At 56.9% G+C, this 10504-nt stretch carries 11 protein-coding genes and 1 pseudogene; 6 read left to right on the top strand and 6 right to left on the bottom strand.

Features of this window, described 5'->3' with window-relative positions:
- Window positions 1-291 precede the first annotated feature (291 nt).
- Complete coding sequence (locus M3436_16430) at window positions 292-681, top strand: hypothetical protein (protein MDQ3565630.1); 390 nt, start codon at window positions 292-294, stop codon at window positions 679-681.
- 19 nt (window positions 682-700) lie between these two features.
- Entirely contained in the window at window positions 701-1279 is a 579-nt protein-coding gene (locus M3436_16425; GenBank protein MDQ3565629.1) for a hypothetical protein, read from the top strand.
- Window positions 1280-1362: 83 nt separating this feature from the next.
- On the opposite strand, the gene M3436_16420 is transcribed toward M3436_16425, so the two are convergent.
- Window positions 1363-1659, bottom strand: a complete 297-nt coding sequence (locus tag M3436_16420; GenBank protein MDQ3565628.1) for a hypothetical protein — start codon at window positions 1657-1659, stop codon at window positions 1363-1365.
- 1030 nt (window positions 1660-2689) lie between these two features.
- On the opposite strand from M3436_16420, the gene M3436_16415 reads away from it, so the two are divergent.
- On the top strand, window positions 2690-3001 hold the full coding sequence (locus tag M3436_16415) for an aminotransferase class IV (protein ID MDQ3565627.1): 312 nt from the start codon (window positions 2690-2692) through the stop codon (window positions 2999-3001).
- A 259-nt stretch (window positions 3002-3260) separates the two neighbouring features.
- A pseudogene (gene queD, locus M3436_16410) lies at window positions 3261-3611 on the top strand (6-carboxytetrahydropterin synthase QueD).
- Between the two features lie 9 nt (window positions 3612-3620).
- Here queD and M3436_16405 read toward each other — a convergent pair.
- Window positions 3621-4922 (bottom strand): NAD(P)/FAD-dependent oxidoreductase, encoded by a 1302-nt coding sequence (locus M3436_16405; protein ID MDQ3565626.1) that lies wholly within the window; start codon window positions 4920-4922, stop codon window positions 3621-3623.
- Between the two features lie 402 nt (window positions 4923-5324).
- Between M3436_16405 and M3436_16400 the strand changes: the two genes are divergently transcribed.
- On the top strand, window positions 5325-6491 hold the full coding sequence (locus M3436_16400; GenBank protein ID MDQ3565625.1) for a tetratricopeptide repeat protein: 1167 nt from the start codon (window positions 5325-5327) through the stop codon (window positions 6489-6491).
- 225 nt (window positions 6492-6716) lie between these two features.
- Here M3436_16400 and M3436_16395 read toward each other — a convergent pair whose 3' ends face one another.
- Window positions 6717-7223: an N-acetyltransferase gene (locus tag M3436_16395; protein ID MDQ3565624.1), complete on the bottom strand. Its 507-nt coding sequence runs from the start codon at window positions 7221-7223 to the stop codon at window positions 6717-6719.
- Between the two features lie 362 nt (window positions 7224-7585).
- On the opposite strand from M3436_16395, the gene M3436_16390 reads away from it, so the two are divergent.
- Window positions 7586-7735 (top strand): hypothetical protein, encoded by a 150-nt coding sequence (locus M3436_16390; protein ID MDQ3565623.1) that lies wholly within the window; start codon window positions 7586-7588, stop codon window positions 7733-7735.
- A gap of 146 nt (window positions 7736-7881) precedes the next feature.
- Here the strand turns inward: M3436_16390 and M3436_16385 are convergent, their stop codons facing one another.
- The 3 genes from M3436_16385 to M3436_16375 all read right to left on the bottom strand — a co-directional run.
- Window positions 7882-8724, bottom strand: coding sequence for a DUF3473 domain-containing protein (locus M3436_16385; GenBank protein ID MDQ3565622.1), 843 nt, complete (start codon window positions 8722-8724; stop codon window positions 7882-7884).
- A 126-nt stretch (window positions 8725-8850) separates the two neighbouring features.
- Window positions 8851-10077, bottom strand: coding sequence for an L-2-hydroxyglutarate oxidase (lhgO, locus tag M3436_16380; GenBank protein MDQ3565621.1), 1227 nt, complete (start codon window positions 10075-10077; stop codon window positions 8851-8853).
- A 118-nt stretch (window positions 10078-10195) separates the two neighbouring features.
- On the bottom strand, window positions 10196-10504 hold a 309-nt coding region (locus M3436_16375; GenBank protein MDQ3565620.1), incomplete at its 5' end, for a sigma-54-dependent Fis family transcriptional regulator.

The raw sequence follows: 10504 nt of genomic DNA, 5'->3' as shown, positions 1-10504 counted from the left end.
CTCTAATTGTCCGTCGTTCATGATGGTCTTCATCCTCCCATCATGAACAGTCGCCGCCTTACTTCAGACTCATCTTGTATTAGAAATAAGCCCTCCCTTCAGACTCATCTTGCATTGGAATAGACTAGAGCTTCTCTCTTATCAGGATTCAGGGTATAAGTTCCAGATCATCGGTCTAGATCAGATACCGCAACCTGGATTCGAACGGCCCGAATTCGATGATTCCGGCTTTAACACGGCGAGGGGGCCTTTGGCGCCGGAGGAGGCGGTTTAGGTGAACTAGACTGTCCCTTGAGATCGACCGTCCAGACACCTTGGGACCTTAACTCACAGCTTCTGGTTCGGCATGTAGTCTCAATTCCCGCGGGAGCGAGCAACGTACGCATTCTGGCTTCATTCGATAACGACCTCGTTGGCGCGTTTTTTAACGGCATCCAACTCAACACAGAGACCATCATCCACGCCAATTGTCCCATTCGAGACGAATTCCGCTTCGATGTGCCACAGGAATTTGTGCAGCCAGGAGAAAATCTGGTGGTGTTTCATGTCCTGGACGTAGGTCGTGAGAGCTTCTTCGACGCCAGGATTCTGCTGGAGTTACGCCGCGAGGAACTCGCGACCACTATTGACGCAGTGGCAGAAAACCGTGCGCAGAGGGGTTCCGCGCGTGCCGATAAGTGACGTTCAACTTAAGTGTCCTTTGCTAACTCCTTCGCTACGGGACGACAGACAACCAGCCACCTTCTTCTTTACGGCCGCACCGACCGGCGAGAGGGGTGAAATCGTCATCACAAATCCCTCCTCGGACAGAACTAGGATGAAGGTATTTCTTGCCGACGAGCTGATGGGCACCGTCACGGTTAGTGACTTTGGGCGGGAGCATCGAGTCACTGCGACACGCATTCTTGACGAGCGACTAGCCAGTGGTTTTGATCCGGGAGTCGCAACCCTGGAAACTGCGATAACAGACCCGACTTTTACTCTCGGTAGATTCGGCTGTGCCTTTCTGCCGATTGTTGCGGAAGAGTCATCATGTCAGAATGCGTGCAAGCGCATCGCCCTCACCCGCCAAGGGTTCGTAGCGAGCGAAGAACTGTTTCTGGCAAGGGGGCCCAGGCCCTGGCAAATGTTCGTAGCCAGCCTATCGGTGTGGGCGGCCAGCGATATTGATGACTGGAAAGACGCCTGCGTGGAGTGTTGCAAAAAGGGACAGAAGACTACGACGGGGTGTGTACTAGACCCAGAGGGGATCGCAGTCAGGCCCGTACCCGTACGTTGATCGGCCCCGGAATGATCTCCACAACTACGGAGTCAGATCTTGTTCCGTGCATACACCCGTGGCCACAGCACCTCGCGCATCCCTCAAATTAACCGTTCAAAGGATCTGAACCTCCGCATAGCTTCCTGGAGAAGCACCATGGCGCGCGAACCACAGCCGCTATATCGTTCTGTATGCGGAGCCAGCTTGTCGAGGTCAAAACAACAAGTTGCAATGCGCCGCGCGCCAAGGTTCTGCTGATGCCTGAGGTTCTTATCGGTCGTGACAAATACCTCAAACCCGTCTTGTTCTGCGGCGTCAAGCAATTCACCGAGCTTCGACCAGCCGCGTTCGTATGTGGTCGAGACTTCGTGCTGCGTCAATGATTCCCGCAAGGGCACCGGTACTCTCCGATCAAACGGTACGCGCACCTAAGCGGGAGCCAGCGCACTCCGCGCAGCATGTTCGAGGATGGCGCGAACTTGTTCGAGCGAGACGCCGACTGCAGTCCTCGCCCGCCCGCTATGAGATAGCCGCGAGCGTGAAAGGGTTGGACTTGTCGCGTGCGTGTCTCATGATGGCGAGCATAGGAAAGCCATCGTGTTCGACTTGATAGAGTTCGACCGGATTGCGGTCGCGAATGCGGTGCTTGCTATGATTCGAGGGAAGACCTGGAAGCGTGCGGATTTTAGAGTGGACTTGAGGGGTCCTATTCGATTGCAGCCAGGGGTTGCGAGGGAAGTTATTGCGGTGTCGTTGCCGGGTAGGAGTCATGTGAGGGATGTCATCAATTGCTACTGTCGGTGGTTGCAGCCCTGAGCGAATGGCGCCTGTTTGCATCAAAAAGCGTGGAGCTTGAGGGGGGAAGTTCGATTACGGCCGGGATAAGGCGAATGTGTGGCCATGATATGCCCGGCGAACTGGCGGAGGAAGGAGTGGCGCGGGGAAGGCGCCCAGCAGAGCCTTCTTACGCTGCCAAGGGCGAGCATCGACGCGGCTCGGCGTATGGAGTTCGACCGGATTGGAGTCGCGAATACAGTGCTTGCTTGGATTCGAGGGAAGGCTTAGAGTTAACCAGCTGTATGTCCACACAGATACCTGTATACACTCACAGATTCCCTGTAAGGGGTCAGGTGGCCCATGACTCTAAGTGCTTGATAAACTAACATATTCTCTAGCCAACATCTGGTATAGTCTCACCAGATACCTGTATAACACCTCAGCACTATGGGGTCAGGTGGCCCGCAGCGTAAGTGCTTGATAAGTCAACTGGTATTTGTGGCGCCCCACCTACTAACCCCGGGCAACGAGGCGGGACCTTGAAGATCAATCTTGGCGGCAAGGAGCTTATGCAAAGGCCGCTGGTTTTGCTGAGATCCATCCCCGAGGGGCCGCTCTATAACCGCCTTCTCGACGAAGCCGGCCAGCAACGTGTTCATCGCCGCGGGCGGTATTGTCACACCGCCCAAGAGCCATGCGCTCCTGCCGGGGATCACCCGCGATGTGCTGGTGGAAATATTGCCCGCGGCAGGGATCCGCTGCGTGGAAACAGAGGTTCCGCGCGCCGAGCTGATGGGCGCGGAGGAAATTTGGCTGACGAGCTCGGTCCGCGAGATCCTGCCGGTGACCGTCTTGGACGGGCATCCCGTGGGCCGCGCTGAACCGGGACCGCTGTGGTTGCGGGCGTTTGAACTGTACGAACAGTTTAAGGCGAGCCAGGGGTTAAAAGACGCACGACTTTAAGCGGCACATGGGGTGCGCTGGTCGTCTGTAGTGTTCTGTAACTCAAATAAAACACTATCGGCGTCGAAAATCAGATTCGTCATTCCCGCGAAGCGGGAATCCAGCGCCGGCCTATGTCCGCATGGATTCCGGCTCGCGTCCGCTGCGCGGACTTGGCCGGAATGACGGGCTGTGTTATGCGGCGTGTTCCGTGACACTCCACTAGCGATGCGCGGGTGTTGCTCCAACGACGGCCGAAAAAGCGGTAGGATGACGTGTCATGGAGATCTTCAAGGAATTCTCGATCGAGGCCGCGCACCTCCTTCCTAACGTTCCCGAAGGCCACAAGTGCCGCCGCCTGCATGGCCACTCGTTCCACATCGCAATCCATGTCCGTGGCACGCCGGAGCCGAAAAGCGGTTGGGTCATGGATTTCGCCGATGTCGGGGAGAAATTCCAGCCGCTTTTCGAGACGCTGGATCATCACTGTCTTAACGACATCGAGGGCCTGGAGAATCCGACCAGTGAGAACCTGGCCCGTTGGATCTGGCAACGGCTGAAACCCGTCCTTTCGCAGCTTACAAAAGTCGTGGTCCGCGAGACCTGCACGGCCGGTTGTGTTTACGAGGGGGAGGAGGAGTCATCGATCGGATCCGGTGATAAGGCGGGTGCCGCGCTCGAAGGTCAGGTACGACCAGAGCCACTGCAGGGCGACGAGCAGACGGTTGCGCAGGCTGATGAGAAAATAAATGTGCGCGAGGCCCCAGATCCACCAGGCGAGGTTCCCTTTAAGGCGCAGCCAGCCGAAGTCGATGACCGCTGATTGGCGCCCGACTGTAGCGAGGTTGCCCCGGTTACGATAGCGAAACGCCGGGGGCGCGGGCTGCCCCGCGATCCGCGCCTCGATCAGCCGCGCGACATAGACACCCGCTTGTTTGGCGGCCGGAGCAATCCCGGGTACCGGCCTGCCCTGGGGGTCCAGCACGAGAGCTGCATCGCCGATCACGAACACGTTGGGTAAGCCCGGTACGGAGAGGTCGGACTTCACGATGACACGGCCGGCCCGATCGTGTTCGGCGCCCAGCCACTGCGCCGCCGGCGCGGCCGCGACTCCCGCCGCCCACAGGATGGTGGCCGCGGGGATGGGGCTGTCGCCGAGCGACACGCCGCCCGCGTCGCAAGCCGTCATCGGCTGGCCTAAGAGTACCTCCACGCCGAGCCGCCCGAGCGAGGTGAGGGCGAACTGCGAGAGGGCCTTGGGGAAGGCCGCCAGCACGCGCGGGCCGGCCTCGATGAGCAGAATGCGGGCGCTGCGCGGATCGATGTGGCGGAAGTCAGCCGAGAGCGCCTTGCGCGCCAGCTCCGCGATAGCCCCGGCCAGCTCCACCCCCGTCGGTCCCGCGCCGACGATCACGAAGGTCAGCAGGCGTTTCCGCTCGCGCTCATCGGTTTCCATCTCAGCCTGCTCGAAGGCGGAAAGGATGCGCCGCCGGATCGCCGTGGCATCGTCGAGGTGCTTGAGCCCGGGGGCAAACGGTTCCCAGTCTCCGTGGCCGAAATAGTCGTGCCTGACTCCTGTAGATAACACTAGATAATCATAGGGGAGCGATCGCTCGCCCAGGTGCAACACTTTCCGCGCCGCATCGACCGCGGTCACTTCGCCCAGCAAGACCCGCGCGTTCGGCTGACGCCGCAGCAGGCGGCGGATGGGCCAAGCGATATCGCCCGGAGAGAGGGCGGCGGTGGCGACCTGATAGAGCAGCGGCTGAAACAAATGGTAGTTCTGACGGTCCACGACGGTGACGGCGAGCGGAGCGTCCGCTAGAGCCTTTGCCGCGGCCAGTCCGCCGAACCCGGCTCCGACGATCACGACTTGCGGTTTGCGGGCCGGCTCTGATTTTTTACTCCCCGTATCCCGGGGCGTGTTCTCATGCACGGCCATGCTTGTCCTAAACCATCCCGCATTGCAAGCCTGATCTGCTTTTCCGTTTATCACCAGCGTTGAGCGCTCACACCCATCGGTGAGTCCATGGCCGCCGTCGCATGCTTGATGATCATATGCGGCGTGAGGGTGCGAAAGCCTTCCGGGATCGGGTTTATGGTATTCATGGAATGCTCTCATTACCCAAATAACGGGCCTTCCAAATAGCCGCTGCCAAGCGCGGCCTGTCGATACGTATCCTCGGCGCCTGCGTTATAACACAGTTATGTTAGCAGCGATAAACGTTTACCGTCGAGTGCGCGCCGGCCCACTGCGCAGAGCTTGCGGGCCCCACCGAAAAGATACTACGCTTGCGAAACTGCGTTGAATTTCCTATCCTTTATCCTTTGGAGGGGAGAAAGCATGAGCGACGGTACCACTCAGGTCAGGGGCTGGGTCCCGTGGTGGCAGACGTATCTCGCGGCGGCGTTTGGTGCGTTCTGTCTCGGATTCGGCGATCTGATGAAGAACGGCAAGACGGCAACGGTGATGCAGATATCTGAGGTGATCCGGGAGCATCTCGTGCCGGGGTTCGGCGCGGGGGCGCTGGTAGCGCTTATTATATTGGTCATGCTTGGCATCGGTTATTGCTGGATCCAAGGCCCGAGCACGTTAACCGATGCCTTCAACCGCGGCTTCTCTGTGTTCGCGATTCTCGCCGTAGCGGCCTCTAGCCCGGAGCTGCCCCAAGGGCTGGGGGGCGCGCTCAATACGAGCCGTGAGCTTGTGCCCAGCGAGAATAGCGTTTTGCGCTCGGCCAACGCGCAGCCGCAGGCCAATGCCCTTTCGCGCCTGTCGGCGGAGCCGCTTGGCCAGGTCGTGATCGTGTTGCCCGCGCTCAAGAAGCTCGAGGTGCCTCCAGTCTGGACGGCGACGCTGCGCAATGCCGAGACTGGAGAGATCGTCGGGGTCGAGCAGGCGCAAACGAGTAAGCTCACCATCGAAAAACCGCAGGGGCGATATCTCTTGGAGGTCGATGTGCCAGGCTATCGGCGTATTCAATCTGATCTCATTGTGAAGGAAGGCCAAATCGATGCCTACGCGGTGACGCTAACAGAAAGCTGGCAGCCGCTCACTCTGCAGCGTTTGTACGGCGCGGAGTCAACGCCGTTACTGAAGCTACCGCCTTCCGACCGCTACCGGGTGTTAGGTGTCGCCCATTTCCGTGCCAAGGACTACGACGGGGCGGTTGGCTATTACAAGCGAGCGCTGGCGGAGCGCCCCAACGATGCCGAGACCTACAATTTCCTTGGCTATGCGGAGTTTCGCGCCGGTCGCTTTGGCCCGGCCGAGGAGGCGCTGAAACGCGCGATCGCGATCAATCCCAAATACTTTATTGCGCGGCTGAATCTAGCGAAGCTCTACTGTTCGCAAGGCCAACCGGAACTAGCCAAAAGTGCGCTGCGGGCAGACGGTGCGATGCGCCCCGAGGAACTCAAGGCCGCGGTCGATGATGGTGAATTCCGTCAGGCGTGCGAGGCGATTTATGAGGAGATCGCTCTGTCGCCGGCGAGTGGTGGGGAAAATTAATATACTACGCGGGCGGGGGTATGGACCCGCCCTTGACCAAAGGGGAGAGCTGCGCTTCTCCCCTTTGGAAACCCCATCGCTAACGTGCCTGCGGTTTGCGGTCCGGCTCTGATTTTTTACTCACCACATCCCGGGGTGTGTCCTCATGCGCGGCCATGCTTTCTCCTAAACCGTCCCGCATTGCAAGCCCGATATGCTTTTCCGTTTATCACCAGCGTTGAGCGCTCACACCAATTGGAATTCCGGCGCATACTTCGCGAGCCCGGCATGTCCGCGCAAGGCCCCCGCGCGCAGCTCGATCGCCATGAACACGCCCTCCGGGACAGCGTATTCACTCCGGATGCCGTAGTCGCTCGCGGGTACGAAACCAAAGCGCGGGTAATAGTCCGGGTGGCCCAACGCCACAACGCCCGCCAAGCCCGTTTTTCGGCACGCGTCGAGCCCAGCCTTAACCAGCAGGGAGCCAATCCCCTGTCGCTGTAGCGTCGGCACTATCGCCATCGGCGCGAGACCCGCGACAGGCAAGGCCGCTCTCTCCGTCTCGATGGTGACTGGGCTGAACAATATGTGTCCCACCACGTGGTCATTTCTTACGGCAACGAGGGAGAGGATGATCCTACCGCGAGCGCGGAGAGTATCGACAAGCTGGGCCTCTGCCGGGCGGTCGAACGCCTGTTCGTTGAGGTAACGGATGTCGGCGGTATCGCCCGGTTTTTCTGGACGTATGATCACGGTGCTTCGATCCTCTTGCTGTTATGGAGACTCTTACTTCTTTTCATCGCGAAGCTATTGGAATACAGTGTCGACCCGATCGCCTTTTTCCATGCCGGCACGGACGAAAGTCTGCTGGTATTAGAGCTTGAGCCCGCGTAGGGCGCAATAGCCTTGGCGTATTGCGCCGCATGGATTCAACCTCGTTCACCCGCCTCAACATCGCCTGTGGGCCCATTGGCCCAATGCAAAGGATAAACGCCACGTTCGACATAACGATGAAACGTCGAATGGGACCAATTCGCCACCCGTTGGACATAGCGCGGGGAGTCTGGCAACGGCGGTTTTGAGAACTCCGGGATGACGCGGAAGCCACCAACGGGATGCTGCAGATCCTGGAAAACGCCGAGGCTATCCTGAAATTACGCTCCCTGCGCTCAAGTGGCGACTTCGAGGCGTACTGGGTGTTCCACAAGGCCCAAGAGCTCAAGCGTAATCATACCTCTCGCTATCCTCTGAAGGAGGCTGCTTGACTTCAATGAACGTCGTTCTAAAAGAGCCGCACCCGATCGTTATACTAGCCGTGCCTCTTGACGAAAAAGGGCGTTTATTTTGCCTATGCCCCAGTCGTATCTTCCCTCTTGATGAAATAGGGCTTTTGAAAGTAACAGGCGTAAATTTAGAGAAGGCCTTTGTCGCTTAAAACATTTCGCATAGTGGTGAACGAGAAATCGCTTAACAACTTGCGTAGCCTTGGCTCGGTCTTGTGCAGATTTATATAGTGCCGAAATTGAGAAAGTAGTCCGGCGGTTTTGATACGGGGTTGTTCCGGATCAATCTCCCACGGATGAAGATAGAACAGAAATTCGTGGCCCGCGTTATTGATATTCTGCAGGGCGGATTTAGTTAAGCCGTAAGGGAATAGACGAAAGTAACCGCCGCCGGCAACGGGAACCTTCAATTTCTTATAGGTGAATACAGAAACCGGAAACTCAATGATGTCGAAACCTGCCGGGGTACGTAGCCGGCTCGGGAACGGGTAAGCTTCCGGTATACCATAGTTGTCATGCCGGATCGGGACGATACTGGAATCGTATTTGAAGCCGGCTTCGTAAATGATATCGAGGGCCCAAAGCGAGGCGCGGGTAATAGAATAGGTTGCTGCGCGATATCCGATTACATGCTGCTGACACAGGTCTTCCAGTAACGCTTTGCTGCATTGTGTTTCGTCGCGAAATTCCTGCTTGGATTGGGTATACACTAATACGTGACTCATTCCATGGGAAGCGATTTCGTGTCCGCGGGTGGCGATTTCGCGAACCAATTCGGGGTGGCGTTTTGCCACCCATCCGAGTATAAAGAAGGTGGCTTTCACCGAGTGAGCATCGAGTAAATCGAGTAATGCATGGGTGTTGTTAGCCACTCTCGATTCATAGGTGTCCCACGTGCTCTTGCTTATTACGCGAGCAAAAGCTTGTACGTGATAGTAGTCTTCGACGTCAATTGTGAACGCGTTATACATACAGAAGCCGTTAGCGACTTTTCAGCAGCAACCTAATTCACCGGATATCTGATGGTTATGTGATACGTTTATTCTTGGGGCCTGCGACAAGCACTGTTTCACAACTGCGCAAAGATATGGAGCATATTAGCGGCCGTTCAAACCGAACCGTTTCGTCGCCATTTCTTCAACAACTCGACCAATGGCCAGGCACGCCGTCGCGGCGGGTGAGGGTGCGTTTATTACGTGAATGGCGTTCTCGTAGAATTCGAATTTGAAATCGTCGATTATTTCACCGTCTGGCCCAAGGGCTGTCGCGCGCACGCCGCAACGGCTCGCCACGATGTCATCGCTTTCGAGCGCCGGAATAAGCTTGCGCAGACGCTCCAGGAAAAATGTTTTAGAAAACGCGCCACGGTATTCATCGAGACCAAAGCGCCAATGTTTCCTAACAAACCTCCATGTACCACCGAACAAGAGAGCATCGGAGGTATCCCGGAAACTAAATGCCGTTTTTGTGTAGCCCTCGCGTTTAAATACAAGCACTGCGTTGGGCCCGCACTCCACACCACCTCGAATCATACGAGTAAAATGCACGCCGAGAAAGGGGAACCTCGGGTCTGGCACTGGGTAAACAAGATTGCGTACCTTGTGTACTCCTTTCTCGGTAAGGTCGTAATAATCTCCGCGAAAACCCAAGATACGTACGTTGCTTTTCGATTCATTTTCGTGGGCGATGCGGTCGCTTTGGAGTCCCGCGCAGATTACGACATGACCCGCGTCGAACGTGCCGCGGTCAGTTATAATCTCGGTAGAGTTGTGGTGGTGAACAAAGCTTTTCGCTTTAGTTCCTAAAAAGATCTTGCTATCGATAAACTGCTGTTGTAGCAGTTCGCCGAGCTTATCTGTCAACGCTACGAAATCGATGATACCCGTACAACCTACCCAGATACCGGCGATGCCTTCGACGAAAGGCTCGATTTCTTTAATTCGCTTCGCATCGATCAACTCGATGTTTTCCACGCCGTTAGCTTGCCCGTTTGCGAACAGCTTGTTCAGGAAAGCTAGTTCTTTTTCCTGTGTAGCCACGATGATTTTTCCGCAAATGTCGTGGGCAATCTTATGCTCTTTAGCGAAGGCTACTAACTCTCGGCGGCCTTCGACGCATTGTCTTGCTCTACGGGAGCCCGGTTTGTAATAGATGCCAGAGTGGATAACACCCGAGTTGCGGCCGGTTTGGTGGGCCGCTAGCCTATCTTCTTTTTCGAGTACAGCTACCTTCAGGTTCGGGTGCCGGACGTTAAGCCTGTAGGCTGTGGCGATGCCGACGCAACCTCCACCCACAACGACCACGTCAAAATGCTGTTTTTTCACGATGTTCTTGTCGGGTTTTCAAAATGAGTAACCGGAGCGGCGCGAGCAGCCTGTTCCCGGCAATTTCGAAATAAAAGGTGTACGGCTACCTTATAAATGACGATTTGGTCTCATGAGGTCAGTCTGCCATTATTTTTTGAGGAAAGCCGCCAGCGTAAGATAACCGAGTTTGGAACGCCGCCCCTAGCTCTTTCGCTACGGAATCGAGATTACCGTCGCGCGCTTCCAGGGTCTTAAGGATCGCCTCGCGCTCCAAGCTATCGAGGCGCACGAGCGGCTCTTGATGTCTGGGTCTTACCGTCTTGGGCAACCAAGATCCGGGCATGATCTCGCTACCGTCCGTTACCACCATTGCGCGGATCACGAGATTCTCAAGCTCGCGTATGTTGCCCGGGAAATCATAGGCGCATAAGGCTACCAGGGTCTC

The sequence above is a fragment of the Pseudomonadota bacterium genome, from assembly GCA_030859565.1.
GTDB lineage: Bacteria > Pseudomonadota > Gammaproteobacteria > JACCXJ01 > JACCXJ01 > USCg-Taylor.
This window is presented reverse-complemented; position numbering and strand designations above follow the sequence as displayed.

Excerpts from the sequence above, each read along its gene's own strand:
- M3436_16405 (MDQ3565626.1), bottom strand. The coding sequence starts at position 4,922 with ATGGCCGTGCATGAGAACACGCCCCGGGATACGGGGAGTAAAAAATCA.
- M3436_16400 (MDQ3565625.1), top strand. The coding sequence starts at position 5,325 with ATGAGCGACGGTACCACTCAGGTCAGGGGCTGGGTCCCGTGGTGGCAG.
- M3436_16390 (MDQ3565623.1), top strand. The coding sequence starts at position 7,586 with ATGCTGCAGATCCTGGAAAACGCCGAGGCTATCCTGAAATTACGCTCC.
- M3436_16385 (MDQ3565622.1), bottom strand. The coding sequence starts at position 8,724 with ATGTATAACGCGTTCACAATTGACGTCGAAGACTACTATCACGTACAA.